The 22,944-nt window shown below is 63.2% G+C and carries 22 protein-coding genes; 15 read left to right on the forward strand and 7 right to left on the reverse strand.

Going from position 1 to position 22,944, the window contains the following annotated elements; all coding sequences use genetic code 11:
- Positions 1 to 111 precede the first annotated feature (111 nt).
- Both HWX91_RS34895 and HWX91_RS34900 read left to right on the forward strand, forming a co-directional pair.
- Positions 112 to 756 (forward strand): DNA-3-methyladenine glycosylase, encoded by a 645-nt coding sequence (locus tag HWX91_RS34895; protein WP_028197224.1) that lies wholly within the window; start codon positions 112 to 114, stop codon positions 754 to 756.
- Positions 757 to 1,028: 272 nt separating this feature from the next.
- On the forward strand, positions 1,029 to 1,373 hold the full coding sequence (locus HWX91_RS34900; protein ID WP_028197223.1) for a DUF4148 domain-containing protein: 345 nt from the start codon (positions 1,029 to 1,031) through the stop codon (positions 1,371 to 1,373).
- Positions 1,374 to 1,677: 304 nt separating this feature from the next.
- Here the strand turns inward: HWX91_RS34900 and HWX91_RS34905 are convergent, their stop codons facing one another.
- Positions 1,678 to 2,121: a CBS domain-containing protein gene (locus HWX91_RS34905; RefSeq protein ID WP_028197222.1), complete on the reverse strand. Its 444-nt coding sequence runs from the start codon at positions 2,119 to 2,121 to the stop codon at positions 1,678 to 1,680.
- Between the two features lie 292 nt (positions 2,122 to 2,413).
- On the opposite strand from HWX91_RS34905, the gene ribA reads away from it, so the two are divergent.
- Positions 2,414 to 3,064 carry a GTP cyclohydrolase II gene (gene ribA / locus HWX91_RS34910; protein WP_028197221.1) on the forward strand — a complete coding sequence of 217 codons (651 nt, stop codon included), beginning with the start codon at positions 2,414 to 2,416 and terminating at the stop codon, positions 3,062 to 3,064.
- Positions 3,065 to 3,210: 146 nt separating this feature from the next.
- Here the strand turns inward: ribA and HWX91_RS34915 are convergent, their stop codons facing one another.
- Complete coding sequence (locus HWX91_RS34915; protein WP_028197220.1) at positions 3,211 to 3,420, reverse strand: hypothetical protein; 210 nt, start codon at positions 3,418 to 3,420, stop codon at positions 3,211 to 3,213.
- Positions 3,421 to 3,446: 26 nt separating this feature from the next.
- Complete coding sequence (locus HWX91_RS34920; RefSeq protein ID WP_042275324.1) at positions 3,447 to 4,361, reverse strand: NmrA family NAD(P)-binding protein; 915 nt, start codon at positions 4,359 to 4,361, stop codon at positions 3,447 to 3,449.
- A 208-nt stretch (positions 4,362 to 4,569) separates the two neighbouring features.
- On the opposite strand from HWX91_RS34920, the gene HWX91_RS34925 reads away from it, so the two are divergent.
- The 3 genes from HWX91_RS34925 (at position 4,570) to HWX91_RS34935 (ending at position 7,807) form a co-directional block, all read left to right on the forward strand.
- On the forward strand, positions 4,570 to 5,505 hold the full coding sequence (locus tag HWX91_RS34925; RefSeq protein ID WP_028197218.1) for an AraC family transcriptional regulator: 936 nt from the start codon (positions 4,570 to 4,572) through the stop codon (positions 5,503 to 5,505).
- 105 nt (positions 5,506 to 5,610) lie between these two features.
- Entirely contained in the window at positions 5,611 to 6,705 is a 1,095-nt protein-coding gene (locus HWX91_RS34930) for a triacylglycerol lipase (RefSeq protein ID WP_028197217.1), read from the forward strand.
- A gap of 4 nt (positions 6,706 to 6,709) precedes the next feature.
- Complete coding sequence (locus HWX91_RS34935) at positions 6,710 to 7,807, forward strand: lipase secretion chaperone (RefSeq protein WP_081833096.1); 1,098 nt, start codon at positions 6,710 to 6,712, stop codon at positions 7,805 to 7,807.
- Between the two features lie 28 nt (positions 7,808 to 7,835).
- Here the strand turns inward: HWX91_RS34935 and HWX91_RS34940 are convergent, their stop codons facing one another.
- The 3 genes from HWX91_RS34940 to HWX91_RS34950 all read right to left on the reverse strand — a co-directional run bounded on the left by HWX91_RS34940 (position 7,836) and on the right by HWX91_RS34950 (position 10,050).
- A complete protein-coding gene (locus HWX91_RS34940; RefSeq protein WP_028197215.1) occupies positions 7,836 to 8,663 on the reverse strand; it encodes an anti-sigma factor family protein in 828 nt (275 codons plus the stop codon).
- Positions 8,660 to 9,178 (reverse strand): sigma-70 family RNA polymerase sigma factor, encoded by a 519-nt coding sequence (locus HWX91_RS34945; protein ID WP_028197214.1) that lies wholly within the window; start codon positions 9,176 to 9,178, stop codon positions 8,660 to 8,662. Before HWX91_RS34945 ends, HWX91_RS34940 begins: the two co-directional genes overlap by 4 nt.
- 146 nt (positions 9,179 to 9,324) lie before the next feature.
- Positions 9,325 to 10,050, reverse strand: a complete 726-nt coding sequence (locus HWX91_RS34950) for an anti-sigma factor family protein (protein ID WP_028197213.1) — start codon at positions 10,048 to 10,050, stop codon at positions 9,325 to 9,327.
- Between the two features lie 167 nt (positions 10,051 to 10,217).
- On the opposite strand from HWX91_RS34950, the gene HWX91_RS34955 reads away from it, so the two are divergent.
- The 3 genes from HWX91_RS34955 to HWX91_RS34965 all read left to right on the forward strand — a co-directional run bounded on the left by HWX91_RS34955 (position 10,218) and on the right by HWX91_RS34965 (position 12,252).
- Positions 10,218 to 10,487 carry a DUF4148 domain-containing protein gene (locus tag HWX91_RS34955; RefSeq protein ID WP_028197212.1) on the forward strand — a complete coding sequence of 90 codons (270 nt, stop codon included), beginning with the start codon at positions 10,218 to 10,220 and terminating at the stop codon, positions 10,485 to 10,487.
- Between the two features lie 107 nt (positions 10,488 to 10,594).
- Positions 10,595 to 11,686, forward strand: a complete 1,092-nt coding sequence (locus tag HWX91_RS34960) for a catalase family peroxidase (protein ID WP_028197211.1) — start codon at positions 10,595 to 10,597, stop codon at positions 11,684 to 11,686.
- The gene (locus tag HWX91_RS34965) at positions 11,683 to 12,252 is read left to right on the forward strand and encodes a cytochrome b (protein ID WP_028197210.1); all 570 of its coding nucleotides are present in this window, start codon (positions 11,683 to 11,685) and stop codon (positions 12,250 to 12,252) included. The genes HWX91_RS34960 and HWX91_RS34965 overlap by 4 nt, the downstream gene beginning before the upstream one ends.
- Here HWX91_RS34965 and HWX91_RS34970 read toward each other — a convergent pair.
- A complete protein-coding gene (locus tag HWX91_RS34970) occupies positions 12,219 to 14,723 on the reverse strand; it encodes a GcvT family protein (protein ID WP_028197209.1) in 2,505 nt (834 codons plus the stop codon). The two genes, HWX91_RS34965 and HWX91_RS34970, sit on opposite strands and share 34 nt — an antisense overlap.
- 167 nt (positions 14,724 to 14,890) lie before the next feature.
- Between HWX91_RS34970 and HWX91_RS34975 the strand changes: the two genes are divergently transcribed.
- The 6 genes from HWX91_RS34975 to HWX91_RS35000 all read left to right on the forward strand — a co-directional run bounded on the left by HWX91_RS34975 (position 14,891) and on the right by HWX91_RS35000 (position 22,937).
- Entirely contained in the window at positions 14,891 to 15,187 is a 297-nt protein-coding gene (locus HWX91_RS34975) for a type II toxin-antitoxin system MqsR family toxin (RefSeq protein WP_028197208.1), read from the forward strand.
- A 2-nt stretch (positions 15,188 to 15,189) separates the two neighbouring features.
- Positions 15,190 to 15,591, forward strand: coding sequence for a type II toxin-antitoxin system MqsA family antitoxin (locus tag HWX91_RS34980; RefSeq protein WP_028197207.1), 402 nt, complete (start codon positions 15,190 to 15,192; stop codon positions 15,589 to 15,591).
- A 105-nt stretch (positions 15,592 to 15,696) separates the two neighbouring features.
- Complete coding sequence (locus tag HWX91_RS34985) at positions 15,697 to 16,476, forward strand: DeoR/GlpR family DNA-binding transcription regulator (RefSeq protein ID WP_028197206.1); 780 nt, start codon at positions 15,697 to 15,699, stop codon at positions 16,474 to 16,476.
- A gap of 189 nt (positions 16,477 to 16,665) precedes the next feature.
- The gene (locus HWX91_RS34990) at positions 16,666 to 20,148 is read left to right on the forward strand and encodes a DEAD/DEAH box helicase (protein WP_028197205.1); all 3,483 of its coding nucleotides are present in this window, start codon (positions 16,666 to 16,668) and stop codon (positions 20,146 to 20,148) included.
- A gap of 597 nt (positions 20,149 to 20,745) precedes the next feature.
- Positions 20,746 to 21,486 carry a response regulator transcription factor gene (locus tag HWX91_RS34995; protein ID WP_028197204.1) on the forward strand — a complete coding sequence of 247 codons (741 nt, stop codon included), beginning with the start codon at positions 20,746 to 20,748 and terminating at the stop codon, positions 21,484 to 21,486.
- Entirely contained in the window at positions 21,483 to 22,937 is a 1,455-nt protein-coding gene (locus tag HWX91_RS35000; RefSeq protein WP_028197203.1) for a FecR domain-containing protein, read from the forward strand. The genes HWX91_RS34995 and HWX91_RS35000 overlap by 4 nt, the downstream gene beginning before the upstream one ends.
- The last annotated feature ends 7 nt before the right edge of the window (positions 22,938 to 22,944 follow it).

Raw genomic sequence — 22,944 nt, forward strand, 5'->3', positions numbered from 1 at the left:
TGTCGCTTATCGCTTGATGCAGTGCGCGACACGCTCGGGCGTGTCCGCTGAGTGCCCCGCTCGCGCCTGCGTCGACCTTGCGCCTCGCGCCTAACGATCCATCCGGACCGCATGCCGAAACAACCGCTACCCATCTTGCCATTGCTTCGTGACGATTTGCCGCCTGATGCGACCGCGTTGGCGCGTTTCATGGTTGGCAAATACCTGGTGCACGATCTTCCCGAAGGCCGTATGAGCGGCCGGATTGTCGAGACTGAAGCGTATCCGGTCGGTGACTCGACCAGCCACGCATTTATTGGCCGTCGCCCGTATAACGGCTCGATGTTTCTCGCTCCCGGCCACGCTTATATCCGGCTCACGTACGGGCTCTCGTACATGCTGAACATGTCCGCGGAAGCGGAGGATATCGGCGCCGGTATTCTGCTGCGCGCCATCGAACCGCTGGAAGGCTTGCCGTTGATGGAAGCGCGGCGGCCGGGCGTGCCGCTGCGCGATCTTGCGCGAGGTCCTGGCCGGCTCACCACGGCCTTGGGCATCGGTCAGTCGTTCGACGGCCGCGATCTTTGCACCGGGCGTGACCTGTGGATCGGCGTGATAGAGAAGGATGTGCCGATCGGCGTGACGACACGCATCGGCTTATCGCGCGAAATGCATCGGCCATTGCGGTTTTTTGAACCCGGCAGTGCGTTCGTCAGCGGACCACGAAAGCTGCTGCTGCCCCCGCACGCCGAAACTTTGACCCACGCGCCGGATTGATCTTTAGTGACGTGTGATGCGGCGAAACATGCGTAATGAGTGAAATTGTCGGAACATCAGACAGAAAGGTTACGATCCCGACAATTATTACGGTAAGGACGGCACTTCAATCAGGCTCCTACGTCGGTTCCGCCGCATTCTTTCGAATCGAACAATTATGTATCTCGTAATTAAGGGTTTTCCCTCGATGATCGGGTGACTAGACTGGAATCACTCGCTTCTCACATGGTGTGGCAAGCGAAGCAAAAAATCAGATCTGGAGGTAAGTCATCATGAAATCGCTCATCAAGGCAGTCGCTATTGCAGCCATTCTGGCCGCCCCGGTCGCTTCTTTCGCTCAAACGAGCCAACAACCCTTGACCCGCGCGGAAGTTCGCAGCCAGTTGATCCAGTTGGAACAGGCGGGCTACAACCCCGCCACCAGCAACGACACAAACTATCCGTCTGACATTCAGGCCGCCGAAAGCCGTGTGCAGGCGCAGAATCCGGCCGTCGCGCAGACGCAGGAACCGGTCGCGAATACCAGTGGTTATGGCGGCACGGTGAGCGGTTCGTCACAAGCGGGTGGCGTGGTCCAGCCGATGTCCGGCCCGAAGTCGGTTTATTTCGGTAACTGATTGGAGGGCTGCAATGAGGGGCCGCAATGAAGCGTTGCAAGCGCTCAGGTGCGTAGCCTCATGAAGTTCGTCGAGCGTGCATCGATTGAGCGCACGCTCGACGTTTAGCAAGCAGTCAGCAGTTCGATACGGATATGACAATGCGCACCGGACGCGGCGCGCATTGTCAAAACAGGAACCTCCGCTGCCGCAAGGTAGCTTCGCCCAACCTCTTTCAAGGATTGGGCTTTTTTTGCGCCCGCGTGTGCCCGCCTAGGCCGGCTTACGCCCGGCAGCGAGTCGCACACCCGACTTGCGGCGAATCTCAGGGCCGCTCGCCGTGGATATAGAACTCCAGTTGCTGGATGGTGAATTGCTGCTCGGCGATGATGTTCTTCACCAGGTCGCCGATCGAGACCATGCCCACCAGCCGGTCGTTTTCGATCACCGGCAAGTGGCGCATGCGCCGTTCGGTCATCAGCGCCATGCAGTCGTCGGTGCTCTGGTCCGGGCGCACGAAACGCACGGCTTTGCTCATGATGTCGCGCACCGGCGTGGCCTTCGACGAACGGTCCATCAGCACGACCTTGCGCGCATAGTCGCGCTCCGTCACGATCCCGACGATGCTGTCGCCCTCGGTTACGACCAGTGCGCCGATGCCTTTTTCAGCCATCAGCTTGATCGCGTCGTAGACGGAATCGTCGGCCTCGACAGTAAAGACGGTGGTGTGATTGGGTTTTGTTTTCAGAAGCTGTGCAACGCTTGTCATGGAGCGGCTCCGTTTCGCAGTGCAGCACGCCGATGCGGCGCGCTGTCGTGAGGGACAGGCCATTCCAGTATAGGCGCGCAGCGCCGCTGGAAGTACTTCGGGAATACCTGTGGCGCGCAGCATATCCGGCATGGGTTAGCGTTCGGGAGCGGCGCGGCGCCACGGCGGTTCCTTGCGCGGCGCATGGACATCCGGGTGCGTTGCGCCGATTAGCGGTAAACTCCCAGTCCGTACTTGTCTGTACCTTATCCCCGGTTTGATCGGGTTCATGTCAGCACCATTGTCCAACGCCATGCTCACGTCTCACGATCCGTCGCCAGCAGCAGACGGCGCAATCAACGGCGAATGCGTCATCCTCGACGCTACCGCCACGCTCCCCACGCGCTACGGCACGTTCACCTCCTACGTGTTTCGCGTGTGCGAAAGCGGCGCCGAACATCTCGCGCTTGTGATGGGCGACGTCGCCAACAAGTCGTCCGTATTGACGCGCCTGCACTCCGAGTGCCTGACGGGCGACGTGCTCGGCTCGTACCGCTGCGATTGCGGCGAGCAGCTCGATCTGGCGCTGCGCTATATCGCGGCCGAAGGCTGCGGTGTGCTGCTTTATCTGCGTGGCCACGAAGGGCGCGGCATTGGCCTGTCGAACAAGATTCGCGCGTATGCGCTGCAGGAGCAGGGCCGTGACACCGTCGAGGCCAATCTCGATCTCGGCTTGCCCGACGACTCGCGCGAATACGATTCGGCGGCGGGCATTCTGCGCACGCTCAAGGTGACCTCGGTGCGCCTGATGAGCAACAATCCGGAGAAGTTCGACACGCTGTCGAAGCACGGTATTCCGGTATGCGAGCGGGTCGCGCTGGCGATTCCGATGCGCGAGGAAAACGAGCGCTATATCCGCACCAAGCAATTGAAGTTTGGGCACTATTTCGACGAGAACGAATAACCGACGCGTAGTCGCCGGCCGCCTTTTGCAAACGGCAGCCGGCGCTAACACGTTGTTTTCGTCAATAGAGTGCGGCCTCAGGTGGCCAGCTTTGGCGGAACTGAGGCGCGCCCACGGTGCACAGGTGGTTCGCCCGGGCCGGTGAGTCAGAACAGACTGAAGTCGTCGTTACTGTCGGGAATCGCGTTGAGCACGTCCTGAAGCGCTCGCCAGCCGACCAGTCCCGCAAGGCCCGCGGAAATCTCCAGAATCGCCGTCCAGTCGCGGCTGCTCGTCGTTCCGCGCGCGTGCAGTGGACGCCGCGCGGCGATTTTCCGTGATTTCATCGATACGCGCAGCAAAGGGCAGGTATGCATGCCGTTTCTCCTATCGCGAGTGCCGTTCAGCGTGCGGCGGCGCTTGCCGGCGAGGCTGCGGCGACGCGCGCCAGGATCGCCGCGAAGGCGTCGGCGAGCGTGGTCGAGCCGAAGCGCCGCTCGCTGATCCCGGTGTCGACGTCGATGCGGCCCGCGTTGTGCGCGTCGTACAGATCCGTGATGAGACGTGCGTGATTCGCGCCGAGTCCCGCGCCCTCGAGCATCCCGGCCCATTCGCCGCGGGGCACTTCGTAGGCCGTAATCTGACGCTGCGTCAATGCACCGAGCGTGTGTGCGAGGTCTAACGCGCTGACGCGCGTTTCGCCTTCGATACTGACCACGCGCGGCGCCTCTTTCGCCGGCCTCTCGTCGAGCAGGAGTTCGGCGGCCAGCAGTCCGACGTCCTCGGCGGCGACCGTCGGAAACAGCTTGGTCAACGGATGATGCAGGCTCGGCAGCACGCCTCTCGCGAGCACGACGGGTAAGAGGCGCGCCCAGTTATGCATGTGTTCCGCTGCACGCAGAAACGTCAATTGCGCGGCAATGGGCGCGAGCCGCATTTCGAGGGTGTGAAACAGCGTCGTAATGCCCGTGCCGCTCGGATGTTCCGCGCCGTAGTCCGAGAGCGCGAGCACGCGTTGCGGCGGGTCGGCACGCAATACGTTCGCGCTCACGTCGATCACGCGGCGCATCGTGGTTGCGGGATCGGCATCGGCGCGCGGCACCGGGCACAGTATCTGTACCGCGTATGCCCCTTCGACAGCGCGCGCGACCGAGGCGGCGTCGAGCAGATCGGCAACGGCGATTTCGCAGCCGATTTCCTCCAGCAGCGCGCCTTGCTCGCCGTTACGGACCACCGCGCGCACGTCACAGCCCGCCCGGCGCAATGCCGCCGCGCTCACTCTACCTACATTGCCTGCTGCTCCAAAGATCACAAACACGTTCGGCTCCTCGCTGATTCGGTATGTCGTCATCTTAGGGAGGCCGGGAACGAGAAACGCGCGGGCGCGGATCGTCTTGCGCAGATTCGGATGATTGTTTTGTTCTGCGGCGACGCAGCATGCCGATTGTGGCAGCGCGAGCTCAAGCATCGCGACGAAAAACGCAGCACAATGCACACACGTTGGCCGTCATCCACGAGGGAGAGCAATGAATGCCGTGACACCGATACTGCAACCGCACAGTGGTTCCCGCTTGGTATTGCGTTCCAGCAAGGCGCTCGGCTGGCAGGGTTTTGGCGCGGATCTGGTCAACGTGTCAGCCGGACTGCACCGGATTCCGGCGCTCAAGCATCATCGCGTGGGCGTGCATGTCGGCGCGCCGGTCAAGGCGCGTTGCATGTGCAACGAGCGGCGCTACTCCCGGATTCAGGCGCATGGCGACACCGATGTGATTCCCGCGGGCGTCGACGGGCAGTGGACCGATGAAGCCGCCTGCACGATTTTCAGCGTGTGGATCGGCGAGGACTTCGCGCAGCGCACCGTCGAGCAACTGGAACTGAAAACGAGTGAAGCGCGGCTGCGTCCGCAGCTCCAGATGCGCGATCCGCGCTTCCAGCATCTGGCCTGGGCCTTACGCGCCGAACTCGAAGCGGATGATGCGTCCGATCCGCTTTACGCTGAAAGCCTGTGTACGGCGATGCTGGTGCGGCTGATCGGCAGCGCGCCGATACTCGACAAGCTCGAAAACAAACGCCGTACGCTGGCGCCGAAAACTGCCGCGCGCGTGATCGAGTTTATCGAAGCGCATCTGGATCAACGTCTCACGCTCGCCGAACTGGCCGCGCACGCCGAGTTGAGCGTGCCACATTTCAAGGTGCTGTTTCGCGAGACGCTCGGTATGCCGGTGCATCAATACGTGGTGCAGCGGCGCGTGGAGCGGGCCCGTGCGCTCCTGCTGCAAGGCCGCTTGAGCGCAAGTCAGATCGCGTTGGAGACGGGCTTTGCGCATCAGAGTCATATGGCGCACTGGATGGGGCGGTTGCTGGGGGTAACGCCGCGGGAACTGGTCAAGTCAAGCGCGAATCCAGACAACATGATCGAACTCGAACGCTTCAATGCCCGCCGCATCGCGACACTGCGATAGGGCTTCAGAGCGCACTGCAGCATAAGCAGTTTGGAGTTCCCGCTCTATTGCCCTCACTCGATTTGTATAGCTAAATACGCGGACTTCGCAACCGGAGGCCGTCATATGTCGAAATCGAAGGGTTCTCGCATCGTCGCCTGGGCGATCGCTGCGGCTGTTGCCAACGCGCCGCTCGCCGTACTCCTGACACTTGCCACGCCGGCCGGAATCGATCGCGCGGTTGCCGCGACATCGAATACCGCCAGCGACGATTACGCGGCAACACGCTATCCGATCATCCTCGTACATGGCCTTACCGGCACCGACAAGTACCTCGGCGTACTCGACTACTGGTACGGCATTCAGTCGGACCTCCAGCAGCACGGTGCAACCGTGTATGTGGCGAACCTTTCGGGTTTTCAAAGCGACGACGGTCCGAACGGCCGTGGCGAACAGTTGCTCGCTTACGTGAAGCAGGTTCTGGCGGCAACCGGTGCGCAGAAGGTAAACCTGATCGGTCACAGCCAGGGCGGCTTGACGTCGCGCTATGTCGCGGCGGTCGCGCCGGAACTCGTCGCTTCGGTGACCACCATCGGCACGCCGCATCGCGGTTCGGAGTTCGCCGACTTCGTGCAGGACGCGTTGAAAAAAGACCCGACCGGTCTTTCGACGCCGATCATCGGCGCCTTCGCGAATATATTCGGCATCCTGACGAGTAGCAGTCACAACACCAACCAGAACGCGGTAGCCGCGCTGCAAACGCTGACCACAGCGAACGCCGCCGCCTACAACCTGCGCTATCCGAGCGCGGGTCTCGGCGCACCGGGTTCGTGTCAAACCGGCGCGGCGACTGAAACCGTCAACGGCAACACGCATCTGTTGTATTCGTGGGCGGGCAGCGCGATTCAACCCACGTCGATACTGGGCATTCCAGGTGCTACCGACACCAGTGTCGCGCCGCTCGATGCCGCCGACGTCCTCGATCCGTCGACACTCGTTTTGTACGGCACCGGCGCCATCATGCTGAGCCGACAGTCGGGGCAGAACGACGGCCTCGTCTCGGTGTGCAGCGCGCTCTACGGCAAGGTGCTCAGTACCAGCTATAAGTGGAATCACCTCGACGAAATCAACCAGTTGCTCGGCGTACGCGGCGCGAATGCAGCGGATCCGGTTGCGGTGATCCGTACGCAGGCTAACCGGTTGAAGACGCAAGGCGTGTGAGCGGATGCGGCGATTGGGTCGATTGGGGCGAGTAGGACGTTTTGGGCGGCAACGGGGCAGTGCGCGGAGTCAATGGCTGGCTTTTATCGCTGTGGGCGTGCTGTCGGCCGGCGCCGCGTTGTGGCTGAGTCGTGCGCCGCTCACGCATGAAGCGTCGGCACAAAAAACTGCGCGTGCCGCGAGTGCTGCGCAACAGGCGCCTGCTGTGAGTAAAACCGCGACCGCAGACGCATCGATGTCCGGAGCATTGCCCGCTTCGCTCGACGGATCGTCGCCGCCGCGCCTGGCAACCGACGGTCATGGCCACCTCGCGCGGACGCGTGCTGTCCGCGATTTCTTCGATTACTTCCTGACGACGCAAAATGAAATTTCAGCGGCGACGCTCGACGCCGTGGTGCGCCGTCAGATCGCGGCACAACTCGACGGCACGTCGGCCGCCGACGAAGCGCTGACCGTCTGGCAGCGCTACAACGCGTATCTCAAGGCGCTCGCGCAATTACCGGACAGTTCTCCGACGCAGAGCCAAAGCCAGAACCCGGGCGGCGCAAAGCCGAACTTCGACGCGCTGCAACTCTCACTCGATCAGCGCGACGCGTTGGGCGCGCGATTGCTGGGGGAATGGAACGAGCCGTTCTTCGGCGCTGAATCGCAGCGGCAACACACCGATCTGGCCCGCCTGCGCATCGCGTCGAATAACTCGCTCAGCGACGCGCAGAAAGCGGGCCGCCTCGCCGCGCTCGACGCCGCACTCCCGCCGGAAGTGCGCGCGGCTCACGAGCGTGCACGCCAGCAGCAGGCCGCGCTCGACGCGATCGCTCAGGCGCAGAAGCAAGGCGGTTCGCTCGATGCAATGCGTGCGCAGATCACGCAGACACTTGGGCCCGAAGCGGCGGAGCGCGTCGTGCAGATGCAGCAAGCCGACGACGCCTGGCAAGCCCGCTATGCGGACTACGCGAGCCAGCGCGCGCAAATTGACAAACAGGGTTTGCCGCCTCAGCAACACGACGCGCAGGTCGCCCAACTGCGTCAGCAGTTCTTCAGCAATCCGGGCGACGCCATGCGCGCGGCGTCGCTCGATCGCGGCAGCGGTTCAGCCAACTGAGCCCGCTATTGCAGTTCGGCTTGGCCTCTCAACCCGGCGCCACGCCCGTCAACTGCGAATACACGTCGTGCGAGAGTTGCAACAGCACCTTGCGATCGATCCCGCCCGACACGGCATAGCCAAAGTCGCCATCGACCCAGTAGAACACGTTCACCGGCCCGTCCTGATACAGCTTGAACGCCGTGGTATTCGAACTCACCTGACGATGCGAGATGCACAGCGTCACGCGTTCGCCGTTTGGCCCGCGATACATGAATTGCGCAGTCGGCCCGTCGGCGCCCGGCAACAGGCGGCCGCCCGACAGGTTGAAACCGCTCTTCGAGAGCATCGGCGGATGCACGTTGGTGCCGAGCCGGTTGGACAGCCATTGCACGAAATCCTGTTCGTGATCCGCGGTCATGTCAGCCGGCCGATCGATAGCCGGCATGTAGACCACATGCGCCACCGCGGCCTGCCGCGCAAGCATTTCCGAACTATCCGCGCTAACGGGACGCATATCCGCCTGACCTGCAATCGGCGCGACCACGTCCCGGCCCATATGCGTGCCCATGCCGATGCCTACACCCATCACCAGCGCCGCTGCCATGCCGGCAACCTGCGGCCAGTTGGCAGCAATATTCCAGCGGCGCTTGCCGGCCGCCGGGGTCTGCAGACGTTTGGGCACGGGCTCGCTCAGCACGCGGTCATAGCGTTCATGGAACATGTTGTTCAGCGAGAAATAGTCGCTGACGCGGGCGGCCAGTTCGGGGTTCTGTTCGAGCGCGCGCTCCACTTCGACGCGCCGTTCGTCGGACAGCGTTCCGTCCACGTAGGCGTGCAGGTCTTCTTCGCCGATCGGCGTATGTTGGTCGCTCATCGCACCACCTGTAATTTTGCACCGGGCTGCGTGCCCGCCATCAACGCCCGAAGCCGCTCGCGTCCGCGCGAAAGACGCGACATCACCGTGCCGAGCGGAATGTTCAGCGCGAGGGCCACGTCGGCATAGCTCATTTCCTCGAGGCCGACCAGCAATACGACTTCTCGCTGCTCGATCGGCAGGCGCTGCAACGCGTAGTCGAGGTCACGCATTTCCAGCGAGCGGGTTTGATCGGACGGCACGGCAAACTCGCTTTCGTGGACACTTGCATCGTCGACCGCCACGTGGACGGCGCGCGCCGAAGCCTTACGCGCCTGATTGGCGAACACGTTATGCATGATCGTGAACAGCCACGCGCGCAGGTCGGTGCCGGGCTGGAACATGCCGGTGCGGCCGAGCGCGCGTTCGAGCGTGTCCTGCACCAGATCGTCGGCGAGATCGCGATTGTTGATTAGCGCTCGCGCATAGCGCCGCAAGCGCGGCACATGTTCCATCAACTCGTCACGGACATCCATTTTTCATCCCGATCATGGGGCTTCTCGTAAGGCGCCGGGTAGGCGGCGGTCGATTGGACCGCCACGCGCATTCAAACTGCGAACACGCGTGAGCGCATTTTATTCCGTTGTTTTTTGCAGCGTGGCGGGAAAAGTCAGCGCACGGATTAGCGCATGGTCATCGCGTCGGCGGCGCGCATCAGGCGACGAGTACGAGCATCGCCCGCGACGACAAAGTGCTGGCGCTGCGCCGTCCACGTCAGCAAGCGGATTTCACCGATACGGCGGGCGGTCCACTGCGGCTGTGCGTGTGCAAACAGTGCCAGGGTGGACATCACCACGACGGGCTGATTGTCTTCGTTCAGATAGACGAATTCGTTGGCGCGTTGGAACGGGCCGAGCGATAGGGCCCTTTGATCCACGAGCCGCAGCCCTATCGCGGCGAGTCCGGGTGCGGACAAATCCGTTCGCGTCGGCGACGCGGCGGGATAGGGCGCGGCGGCGATTTCCGCCAACGCCATCACGGCGGCATTGTCGAGCGCCTGCCTGGACACCTGGGTGGCGGCAAGCCAGCCGCTCGCGGCCGCCAGCGCCAGAACCAGCGCTGCGAGTGTGTTGAAGACCTTGCCCGGACGCTTCGCGGCTTTCAGCCGGCCGGGCACGCCGTGCGCTCCCTCTGCGCGGTTCGAAACGGGTTCGCCGGTGGTCTGGAAGGCTTGCTGCATCTGTGCGTTCAATCTCCCGTAGAACGCCACCCGGCGTGCCTCCGCCGGATCCTTGCCCAGATAGTCCCGCAGAAACGCGGCGCGTTCCGGGCTCAGCGTGCCATCGGCGTAGGCCTGAATATCGGCTTCGGAAAGCGGCGAGTCGGAGGGGGCGTCGGTTGAGGTCATGGTGTCGGCGTGCGTCGGATTTCAGCTAGCAAACGGCAAACACGCGCTGAGGCGGTTTTATTCCCCGGTTGAAGTTTGTTTTTTTCGAAGCGTCAAAGCAGGAATAAAAACCGCCAGCCTGTGGTTTTCCCTCATGCGAACCCGCACAAAACTCTCTGGAGTTCATCATGAAGAAGATCGCTTTTGCCGCATTGTCCGTTGTGATTCTTGCCGCTTCATCGAGCGTCTTTGCCGAGGGCAAGACACGTGCTCAGGTGTACCAGGAATTGATCGAAGCCCAACAGAACGGCCTTGATTACGTCACCGATGCATCGTACCCGGATGTGAGTCCCGTCTTTGCCCAGCAGGTCGAGCACAACAAGCAGGCGCTTGCCGCAAAGGCGGCCGCCGCGAGCCATGTCGCGGGCGGCAGCGCGGCGACGGGCAACGCCAATTGAAGGGATCGATATCCGGCGCGAACGGACGCGCCGGATATCGGATGGAATAGATCGCTGAATTCGGTGTTCACCGATGAGTGCATCTTTCCGGGCGTCAAGGAGTCGTAGTGACAAAACCATCCGTTCCCCATTCTGAACCCTTATGCGTGCCATGCCGGCTTGCCGCGATCGGCGCGCTCGTCGCTGTCCTTGCCGGCGGCTTCGCTTATACCGCGGGCTGGCTGACGCCCGCGCGGCTCACTGCGCCGCGTTTCATCAATACCTTCGAAGCGGTGGCCGGGCAGCCCCATCCGGGCTACCGCCGCAACCATGCAAAAGGCCTGTGCGTGGCCGGCTATTTCGACAGTAACGGCAACGGCACGGCGCTATCGCGCGCCGCCGTGTTCGCCGCCGGCCGCACGCCGGTCACGGGCCGCTTTGCGGTGCCGGGCGGCAACCCGTCGGCGCCCGACACCAGCTCTCCGGTGCGCAGTATGGCTTTGCTGTTTCAATTGCAGAACGGCGAGCAATGGCGCACGGGAATGAATTCCACACCCGTATTCGCGGTTCATACGCCCGAGCAGTTCTATCAGCAACTGGTGGCGGCGAAACCCGATGCCGTGACCGGCAAACCGAATCCAGCCAGACTGAAAGCGTTTTACGACGCGAATCCGGAAACCAGACCGTTTCAGGCATGGGTGAAAGCGCATCCGCCGTCATCGAGTCTGGCGAACGCCGCGTACTACAGCATCAATGCATTCTGGTTTACCGACGGTGCCGGCAACAAGCGTGCCGTGCGTTGGGCCATGGTGCCCGAAACGCCGTACGCGCCGATCACCGATGCACAAAAAACCGAAAAGAATTTTCTCGCGGCCGATCTCGATCAGCGCCTGCAAACCGGACCGCTGCGCTGGCATCTGATTCTGACAGTCGCGCAGCCGGGCGATCCCATCGACGACGCAACGATGCAATGGCCCGACGATCGTCAGCATATCGATGCCGGCACGCTGGTGATCGATCGTTCGACGTCGCAGGAAGACGGTACGTGCCGCGACGTCAATTTCGATCCGACCATCTTGCCGACGGGTATTCGTCCGTCGAACGATCCGCTGCTCGCGGCACGCTCGGCGGCTTACGCGTTGTCCTATCAGCGCCGCACGCGCGAAGAAACGCTGCATCCCGAGATCCATCAAGCACGGAAAAACGGAGGCCAGTCATGAGGCAGACGCACGCACATTTCAGTCCGCTCGCGCGCGTTCTGCACTGGACGATGGCGCCGCTGATCGTCGCGATGCTGTTTATCGGGGTGGCGATGGTCGCGACGGTGTCGCATGCGCATAACACGTTGATCGCAATTCACAAGCCGCTTGGCATTGCGTTGCTGCTGCTGGTGGTGCTGCGCGCGAGCTTGCGTATCAGGCGCGGCACGCCGCCGCTGCCGCAGGACATGCCGGCGCCGCAGCGCATCGCCGCCAGGCTGTCGCATCTCGTTCTCTATGCGCTGATGGCGGCGATGCCATTGATCGGCTGGGCGATGTTGTCCGCAGCGGGCTATCCGGTCGCGCTATATGGTCCGCTGCATTTGCCGCCGATCGCGCCGCACAACGTCGAACTGTTCGCGGTACTGCGCGCGTTGCACACGTGGCTCGCATTCGCGCTGTTTGCCACCGTGCTGCTGCATCTGGCGGCAGCGCTGTTTCATGGGCTGATCCGCCGCGACGGGGTGTTCTCGAGTATGGCGCGCGGCGGCCGTCAGCTCTTCACCCGTTCCGAGCGCGGATCATAAGGCGCTTTCAGATGCACGGTTGCCGGCAGCAGATCGCCGGCGACGTCGATCATGTATTGTCCGCCGTTCAGATACGCCGCATCGGCGATGCCGTCCGGATTGTTGATGTAGCCCATCGCAACAGGACAGCCGAGCGTGTGCCCGAACGCCGCCGAACTGACGAAGCCGACGGGCTTGCCGTCACGCAGAATCGCTTCGCCGCCCCACAGCATGCGATCGGCGGCGCCGTCCGCGGTGAGCACGACCATGCGTCGACGCAGCGGTTCGGCGCGTAATTTCAGCAAAGCATCGCGGCCACGGAACGGAATGTCCTTGTTGAGCTTGCACGCGAACGACAGACCGGCTTCGAATGGATTGGTGTCCGGCGTCAACTCGCGGCTCCACGCGCGATAGCCTTTCTCGATACGCAAAGAATCGATGGCGTAATAGCCTGCGTTGACGAGACCGAACGCCTTGCCCGCGGCATGCAGTGTTTCGTAGACGCCCACCGCGAATTCCACGGGCACGTACAACTCCCAGCCGAGTTCGCCGACGTAGGTCAGCCGCGTGGCGCGCACCGTCGCGTAGCCGAGATCGATCTCGCGGCTCTGGCCGAACGCAAACGCCTCGTTGCTCCAGTCGGCTTTCGACACGCTTTGCAGCAGTTCGCGCGAGCGCGGACCCATCACGGCCAGCACCGCGTACTGGCCGGTGACGTCGACCAGCGTGCAGTGTTTGTCGTGGGGGATCGACTTCTCGATGTAGTCGAAATCGCGCGTAGTTTGCGCCGAGCCGGAGACGATCAGATACTGGTCGTCGGCAAGGCGGGTCAGCGTGAAGTCGGACTCGTACGTGCCACGCTCGTTGAGCATGCCGGTATAGACGGTGGTGCCGGGCGGTACGGCAACGTCGTTGGTGACGATGCCTTGCAGCACGCTTTCTGCATCACGTCCCTTGACCAGAAATTTGGAGAACGACGTCATGTCGAACAGCGCGACGCCTTCACGGCACGCGCGATGTTCGGCGCCGCTCCACGGCAGCCAGTTCTGCTGGCCGAACGCGTAGTCGATCCGAGCTTCGGCGGGCGTCGGCGCGAAGAAGTTGGCGCGTTCCCAGCCCATCTTGCTGCCGAAGCAGGCGCCATTGTCACGAAGCAGGGAGTACAGCGGCGAGCGGCGAAATGGCCGCGCGCTGTCGAGTTCACGATTTGGCCACGGCATCGCATAGTGCAGGCCAAGCGTTTCCTTCACGCGATCGTGCAGCCACGTGTCGTTGCCGTTAAAGCGCGCAAAGCGGCGGATGTCGACCGGCCACAGGTCCATCGTAGGTTCGCCCGCGACGATCCATTCGGCGAGCGCCATGCCCGCGCCACCCGCCGAGGCAATACCCATCGAGTTGAAACCCGCGCCGACGAAAAAGCGCCGCAATTCGGGCGCTTCGCCGAGCATAAAATTGTTATCCGGCGTGAACGACTCCGGGCCGTTGTAGAACTGTTTAACCTGCGCTGTCTGGAGCGCGGGCACGCGTTGCAGCGCATTTTCCATCAGGATTTCGAACTGATCCCAATCATCGGGCAGCAACTGGAATTCGAAATTCTCCGGGATGCCGTTCATGCCCCACGGCTTCGCATTCGGCTCGAAGCCGCCCATCACGAGACCGCCCACTTCTTCCTTGAAGTAGATGAAGCCGTCCGGGTCGCGCATCACCGGCAGGTCCGGATGCACGCCGGCAATGCGCTCGGTGACGATGTAGTAGTGCTCGGCCGAATGTAGCGGCACCGTGACGCCGCACAGGCGGCCCACCGCTTTTGCCCACTGGCCCGCGCAATTCACGACGATATCCGCGCTGAGCGTGCCTTCTTCGCCATCCTTGTTGCGCCACGCGAGGCCGCTGACTTCGCGTGCACCGGTTGTGCCGTTGGCCTTGTCTTCGAGCGCGGTGCGCGTATGGATCGCCGTGACGCGAGTGTTCTCGACGATGCGCGCGCCGCGTGTGCGAGCCCCACGTGCAAGCGCCTGGGTCAGGTCGGTGGGATTCGCTTTGCCGTCGCCTGGCAGCCAGACGGCGCCGAGCAGGTCGTCGGTGCGCATCACCGGCCATAGATCGCCGGCTTCCTTGGGACTGATCACGTCGCACGCCACGCCGTAGGCGCGCGCGACGGCGGCGGTGCGCTTGAGTTGCGTCATCCGCTCGGTCGTGCGCGCGACCGACAGCGAGCCACACTGCTTCCAGCCGGTCGCGAGGCCGGTGTCGGCTTCGAGTTCGGCGTAGAGCGCAGTCGAGTAGCGGATCAGTTTGGTCATGCTTTCCTGCGCGCGCAACTGGCCGACGAGGCCGGCCGCGTGCCAGGTCGTACCGCACGACAGTTGACCCTGTTCCAGCAGCACCACATCGGTCCAACCCAGCTTGGTGAGGTGATAGGCGACCGAACAGCCAATAATGCCGCCCCCGACAATGACGACGCGAGCGTGGGTGGGGATGGGTGTGGACATATGTGGAAATAAGTTGAATTAACGCGCGTAGATTGCAACAAAACTTGACAAAAAGCAACGACCGATTTGGCTCGCGAGGGGTCAAAGGATGCGGGTGATGCGTTGGTAAGCAGACGGCAAAACTATCTTTTAATAACCAAGTAGGTTAATATTCACCGGAGGCGAGATTGGAAAAAAGTACGCCTCATTGCAAGCTGGCCGAGGTTCAAAGCTTGGCGCGTGCGGGGAACATCAGAATCACGAAATCGGCCGTGATTGGAGCCGCGGCACTTGGCCTCGGACCCGCGGCAATCGTCGAGACATTGCTGTCGCTCGAGCGCGGGAATTTTCGAAAAAGCATGACCACGTACGCGGACCATCGGGTCTGGCAGGACGTCTACTGTGCCGTCACGGAAGCAGGCATGGTCTATTTGAAATTGACGGTGATCGACGACGTTCTTGTCGTGTCATTCAAGGAGTGGTGAGCATGAAATGCCCGAACTGCGGCGCGGCCGAACTGGTGCGCGATACGCGCAATATGCGCTATGTCTACAAGGGCGAGACGGCTGTATTCGAAGCCGTCACGGGTGACTATTGTCCGGCGTGTGACGAGGCGGTGCTCGACATCGACGAAGCCACACGCACCGGGCAAATGATGCTGGCTTTCAACAAAGAGGTGAATGCCTCGCAAGTGGATCCTGCCTTCATTGCCGCTGTGCGCAAGAAGCTCGATCTGGACCAGCGCGAGGCAGCGGAGATTTTCGGCGGGGGGGTGAACGCCTTTTCGCGCTACGAAAATGGCAAGACCCGGCCGCCGCTCGCTCTAATCAAACTGTTGAAAGTGCTGGACCGGCATCCGGAGCTGCTGGAAGAAGTCAGGGCGAGTTGAGCGTTGCCATCCGGATTGTGGGTTTGTATGGAAATGCGTTGGGTTTTCTTGGCGAATAATGAGGGTGTTTGCTAGACTGGGCGCTGCCATCCTGATCCGTACCCTATGTTCTCTACCCAACGCCAAGCCGAAATCCTGCGACTCGTCCGCGAGCAGCGCACCTGCACGATTACCGATCTGGCGGGCCGTTTCGAGGTTTCCGACGAAACCATCCGCCGCAATATCAAGCCGCTGATCGCCGACGGCCTGCTCATCAAGGTTCATGGCGGCATCATGGTGCCCGAGCGTCTCGACGAGCCGCCGTTCCAGCGGCGCATGGTGGCAAGCCGCGAAGGCAAGCAGGCGATTGGCGCGCGCATTGCTGAACTGGTGCGGGACGGTGACTCGCTGATCCTCGAGGGCGGCACCACCTGTCTGCATATCGCTCAGGCGCTCACTGCGCGTTCCCGCCTCACGGTGGTGACCAATTCAATCGAAGTGGCTCGCGTGCTGGCGCCGCGCAACGGCAACCGTGTGTTCATCGCGGGAGGCGAACTGCGTCCCGACGACTCCGCCTCCTTCGGCGACAGCGTGCTGGCGTTCCTGCGCCAGTTCCACGTGCGCTACGCGATCGTCTCGGTCACGGCGATCGACATGCAGGGCCGTTTCATGGACGCGCTGCCAGGCGACGTCGCGTTTTCGCTCGCGGCCTTTGCGCAGGCCGAGCAGCGCGTGGTCGCGGCGGATCACGCGAAATTCGGCCATAGCGCGCTAGTTCACGCGTTCGGCGCGGACGCGGTCGATCTGCTGGTGACCGACGAGGCGCCGGCGCCCGCACTCGCTCAGGTGTTCGCGGCGGCGGGCCTGGAGGTCCGTGTCGGGGCGTCAAGCGATCCCTCGCTCTAGGCGAAGCCAGGCCATCGGCCCTTCGTACCGCGTTCAAAACCGTCTCCACAGCCCATTGCCGTCAACGCGTAAAATGGCCGGTTATCACGGGCAATCGTGCCGGGCCGCGATCGCACCGGCAGGCGCTGTACACCGTCTGCCGCGTCCGCGCATGGTTGCCCCCGCCGGCTTGAATAGGGATGGGTCCTGATGTCGTCAGTTTTCTTTGATCGGGAAAGGATTACGGAGTGGCTGGGTGACCAGACTGTCGCGAAGGCGCGTTCGGTCGGCGCCGTCACGAACGTGAAATGGGACGGCGCCACGCTCAGCGGCTACGTGCAAGGCACCCGTGTATTGCCCTATCACACGCGGGTGCGGTTTCGCACCGATGGCAGCAAACCATGGGCGCAGAGCGACTGCAGTTGTCCGGTCGGGCGCAACTGCAAGCATGTCGCCGCGCTGCTGCTCGCCGAGCTCGAGTATCACGACGAGATGGATCACATCACCAATGTCGAGATCGATGCTGGCGTCGACACCGATGCGCACCCGGCCGCCGGCTACTCGCGCTCGCCGCAGTCGTGGTCTGGGCCCGCAGCGCAGTCGCCATCCGGCGTGCGCCCTGAACTGGTCAGCTGGCTGGAGCGTTTTCGCGCGCGCGCCGAGGCCGCCGATGCGGTCGCCCGGAAGTCGGGCGGCACGCGTACCCAAACCCTGGCTTATCTGCTGAACTGGTCCAGATTCCATATGCGCCATGAGGTCGTGTTGTACCGGGCGCGCTGCACGCCCGACGGCACGATCGTCGAAGTCGACGAGCCGTGGGGCAACGTGGAAGCGGCCCTGCTCAAGCAACCCCGCTTCGTCTCCGACGAAGACCTGTCGATCCTGCGTGGCCTGTGGCTCGGCCGTTCGCGCGAGGACTTCGGCCAGTTCGTTCTGCGCGGCACGAGCGGCGCGGAGATGCTGCAAAAACTGATCCTCACGGGCCGCCTGTTCTTCGAGCTCAAGCCGGCGCCGGGACAGGACGGGCCAACGCCGCTGTCGCGCGGTGCCGACCGGCCCGGCCGGATCGAATGGGAGCCGCTCGCGGACGAACGCCTGCGGCCCGTGCTGTGCACCGAGCCGCGCGCCAGCATGGTGCTGCCCACCGAGCCGGTCTGGTATGTGGACGGCGTCGCTAACGAGGCGGGCATTGTCGAGTTGTCGCTGCCGTTCCAGCAGCTGCCCGATTACCTCGCGATGCCGCCGATCTCGCTCGCCGAAGCACCGCTCGTCGCCTCGGTGCTGCGCGAGGTCGCGCCCGACCTGCCGCTGCCGCCCACGCACGAAGCCTCCGCGATCCGCGTGATCGACGTCGATCCCGTGCCGGTGCTCACGCTCAACAGCCACGCGCTACCGTCAACCGGCAAGGCGGGGCAGCGCAAGTCCGAGGCTGTCGAGCTGGCCGGTGTCAGCTTCGATTACGACGGCGTGAGTATCAATGTCGATAGCAGCGTCACACTGGTGCCGATGCCGGGCGGCGACGTCATCCATATCCGCCGGCGCTATGACGCTGAAAAGAAGCGCTTGCTCGAACTGCGCAAGACCGGGCTGCAGAAGGTCCCGACCAGCCGGGTCTACGCATCGCGGCTTTTGCCCGATACGATGCTCGGCCTGCCCGATGCCGACTCCTGGTCGGCTTTCGTCAACGACGCCGTGCCCGAGCTTGTGAGCCAGGGCTGGCGCGTGACGATGGCGCCGGAGTTCCGCTACAACATCATCGAGATCGATGCGATCGACGGCACCGCACAGCAGGCGGGCGACGGCTGGTTCGATCTGGAGATGGGCATCCGCATCGGCGAGCGCAAGGTGCGGCTCGAGCCGCTGCTCGCCGATCTGTTCCGGCGCGACCGGCGCTGGCTGGGCGGCTCGCTCGAAGCCATCGCCGACGACGAGCCGATCGAACTGAAGACCGAAGAAAACAAGCGTCTGCGTCTGCGCGCCGACCGCCTGAAGCCGGTGGTGCGCGTACTGGTCGACCTGTTCGACGCGCTTGGCGGCACGTTGGCGGAAGGCGCGCCGCTGCGCGTGCCTTCCGTTGACGCCGGCCGGCTCGAAGCACTGAACAGCACGGGCCGCTGGCAGTTCCAGGGCGACGACTCGATTCGCCAACTGGCCCAGCGTCTGCAGGCCGGCCCTGGCTTGCACGAGGTGCCGGTGCCGCGTGGCCTGAAGGCTGAACTGCGCGCGTATCAGCAGCAGGGGCTGAACTGGATGCAGTTTCTGCGCGAACACGATCTGGCCGGCGTGCTCGCCGACGACATGGGCCTCGGCAAGACCGTGCAGACGCTCGCGCACATCCTCGCGGAGAAAGAAGCCGGGCGGCTCAAGCGGCCCGCGCTGATCGTCGTGCCCACCACGCTCGTGCACAACTGGCGCGAGGAAGCGCGCCGCTTCGCCCCCGATCTGAAAGTGCTGGTGCTGAACGGCCCGCAGCGCAAGGAGCGCTTCGAGCAGATCGGCGAGCACGAACTGATTCTCACGACGTACGCGCTGCTGTGGCGCGATCAGAAGGTGCTCGCCGAGCATGACTATCACCTGCTGATTCTCGACGAGGCGCAGTATGTGAAGAATGCAACGACCAAAGCCGCGCAGGCGATCCGCGGCTTGCGCGCCCGGCATCGCTTGTGTTTGACGGGAACGCCGCTGGAGAATCACCTCGGCGAACTGTGGTCGCAGTTCGATTTTCTGCTGCCGGGCTTTCTCGGCAGTCAGAAAGATTTCACTAAACGCTGGCGCAATCCCATCGAGAAAAACGGCGACGGCGTGCGCCGCGCGCTGCTGGCGCGCCGCATCCGGCCGTTCATGCTGCGCCGTCGTAAGGACGAGGTCGCCAAGGAGCTGCCGGCCAAGACCACCATCATCTGCTCAGTCGATCTGGAGGGCGCGCAGCGCGACCTCTACGAAACCGTGCGTACGGCGATGCAGGAGCGGGTGCGGGCGGCGGTCAGCGCGCAGGGTCTCGCGCGCAGCCACATCATCGTGCTCGATGCGTTGCTGAAGCTGCGCCAGGTCTGCTGCGATCCGCGTCTCGTGCGGAAAGTCCAGCTTGAGGGAAAAGCGGACGAACCGGACGAGAAGCGCGGCAAGCCGGAAAAAACCGAAAAGGCGACGCGCGTCACCCGCTCGGCGAAGCTCGATTTGCTGCTGTCGATGCTGCCCGAATTGATCGAGGAGGGCCGGCGCGTGCTGCTGTTCTCGCAGTTCACCGGCATGCTGGCGCTAATTGCCGAAGCGCTGGAGGAGGCCGCGATTCCCTATGTGATCCTGACGGGCGACACGGCGGACCGCGTCACACCGGTCGAGCGTTTCCAGCAAGGCGAGGTGCCGCTCTTCCTGATCAGCCTGAAGGCGGGTGGCGTAGGCCTGAATCTGACCGCTGCCGACACGGTGATTCACTACGATCCGTGGTGGAACCCCGCTGCCGAGAATCAGGCAACCGACCGTGCGCATCGGCTGGGGCAGGACAAGCCGGTGTTCGTCTACAAGCTGATCGCCGCGGGCAGCATCGAAGAAAAAATCGTGGAATTGCAGGAACAGAAGGCGGGACTTGCCGACAGCATTCTTTCTGAAGACGCCGCGGGCGCTGCCAAATTCTCGGACGACGATCTCGATGCGCTATTCGCGCCGATGCCGGAGATCGAAGGCGGCCGGTGAGGTTTTAGAGCCGGCGCATTCACTCCAGCGCGCCGGATTCCCCGCCAATCAGGTAAAAGCCGGGTTTCAATCAATCGATCTAACAATCTTTAAACGATTTATTTTGAGACTGTTCCTATACTGACTCGCAAATTGTCAAATCGCTGGGGGCGGGGCCACCTACGACGAAGAGCAGACGGGGCCAATCACCGTGCGAGCGAGACCAGTCGACCCGAATGACGATCCACCGAGGTCGATTTTAATAGCGGGCGGAACCTGAGAGACCTTTGGGGAAAATCCCATTGAACGGTTCGCAATGACCGAACCGTGCCGGATGGATAGCCGCATGATTGCATCCGGGAAAGAGCAGGGTCGTTTTCGATTATCATGATCTACCCCCTCAATAAATAGCGCGCTAAAGCCAAAAATACGCGCTAATTTTGAGACAGCAAGACGGCAGAGCGAACGGGGTGCGAGGCAAGGGACCATTAATCGAAAAAATGTGCAGCCGAAGATGAAGACTGGAAGCTGGATCGTCGGTGCTAGCGCCGTCATCCCGGTCATCTGCCGGCTCACCGGCCGTTAGTTACCAAGGACCATGTCGCGTTGCGGGGTTTTATGAGAATTGCAGTTCTGGATGACGATTCGGCGCAAGCCGATCTTGTTTGCCAAACGCTGTCGGCGGCCGGCCACGTCTGTCACGCTTTCGGAGCAGGCCGTGAACTGGTGCGGCAATTGCGGCGACAGACCTTCGACCTGCTGGTGCTGGACTGGAACGTGCCTGACATGTCAGGCGAAGAGGTGTTGCGCTGGGTGCGCGAAAGCCTCTCCGAGCGTTTGCCGGTGCTGTTCATGACGAGCCGCGGCCGCGAAACTGACATCACCTCGATCCTCAACACGGGCGCGGACGATTACGTCGTCAAGCCGGTCTCCGCGGCGGTTCTGCTGGCGCGCGTCGGCTCATTGCTACGCCGGGCCTATCACCTGAAGCCGCCGGCGTCGAAAGAGGTTTTCGGCGAATTCGAATTCGATCTGGGCGCGAAGCACGTGGTGGTGCGCGGCGCGACCGTCGCCGTCACGCAGAAGGAGTTCGAACTTGCGCTGCTGCTATTCCAGCACCTGAGCCGGCCTTTATCGCGGGCACATATTCTCGACGTGATCTGGAAGCAGGCCACGGATATTCCTTCGCGCACCATGGATACGCACGTGTCGATGCTGCGCAGCAAGCTTGGCTTGCGCCCGGAGCACGGCTACCGTCTGACGCCGATCTATGGCTATGGGTACCGGCTCGAGCGGATCGAATCCGGCACGCCCCCCGTGGTGGCGGAACAGCAGCGCCCCGAAGCGGGGGACGCGTGACGGTTTCTTTCGAGGCGGTAGCGCCCGGTTGCGCAGGCTTACCGGGGCGCCGTGCCGGCGCGCTGCTGGCTGCGGCCGGCCTGATCGCGCTGACGTGCTTTGCGCCGCTGTCGGCGGATGCGCAATCGTCCCGCGCGCCGAAGCAACGCGCCCGAACGACGGCGCCGGCTTACGTGTCCTATGTGACCCACGAGGGTGACACACTGTATGAAATCGCTGGCCGCTATTTACGCGACGCCGGCGATTGGGCCATGTTGAGCCGTTTGAATCATGTGCCCGCACCACGCCGCATGCCGGCCGGAATCTCACTGCGGCTGCCGGTCGACCGGCTCAAACAGGATCCCGAGTCGGCCCGTGTGATCGCGACGAGCGGGCCGGCCGAGCACGCGTCCGGCAATAATCCCTACACGCCGCTGGTAGCCGGCACGACGCTTGGTGAGGGGGATCGCATTCGCACGGGCCATAACGGTTTTGTCACGCTGGAGTTGCCCGACGGCTCGCACGTCACCATGTCGCCGGACGGCCTGCTCGACATCGACAAGCTACGGCGCACCGTGCTGACCGGCTCGGGCGATCGGGTGCTCGGTCTGCGGCGCGGCGAAGTCGCCAGCGAAGTCACGCATGCCACCAAAAAGGACGACCGCTTCCAGATCCGTTCGCCGTCGGTTGTAGCCGGCGTGCGCGGAACGCGCTTCAAGGTCGCCTATGATGGCGACGCGCAAACCACCGCAGTGGAAGTGCTGGACGGCGCGGTCGGCGTCGATCCGGCCGCGGCCGGCGGCAAGGCCTATGCGCCGCCACCCGGTGTGCCGCTGCAGGCGTCCGCGCAACTGGTCAAGGCACGCTTTGGCAGTGTCACGCGGGCAGGCAGCGCGATTGGCGCGCCGGTTGAATTGCTGCCCGCGCCGGCGCTCGTCGACCCGGCCAAAGTACAGGACGGCAAAACCGTCGCTTTCGACCTCGTACCCGCCAGCCCCGCCGTGGCTTATCGCGTGCAGATTGCGCGCGATGCCGATCAGCTCGATCTGATCCGCGATCTGCGCGTGAGTGCGCCGCACGCGGACTTCGGCGAACTGGCCGACGGCACCTATTTCGTGCGGATTGCCGCGATCGATGCCAACGGGCTCGAAGGCTTGCCGCAGGTATACGGTTTCGAGCGGCGTCAACTGGGTCTGGCTGCGTCGGCGGGCCCGCGAGCCGGCAGCCGCGATTACGAGTTCCGCTGGTTCGTCAGCCGCTCCACGGTCGAAACGCGCTTTCGCTTCGTGCTCGCCACGAGCGCCGATCTGCGTCATCCGCTCGTCGACCGGACCGATCTGAGCGGCGGCGAGATCGTGGTAAGCGATCTGTCGGGCGGTGTCTATTACTGGACGGTCATCGCCGAGCAGTTCGAGAACGGCCGCTTCTACGAGAAGAGCAGTTCGGTCCGCTCGTTTACGCTTGCACGCTGACGCTGGT

This window comes from Paraburkholderia fungorum (genome assembly GCF_902833645.1).
Lineage (GTDB): Bacteria > Pseudomonadota > Gammaproteobacteria > Burkholderiales > Burkholderiaceae > Paraburkholderia > Paraburkholderia fungorum.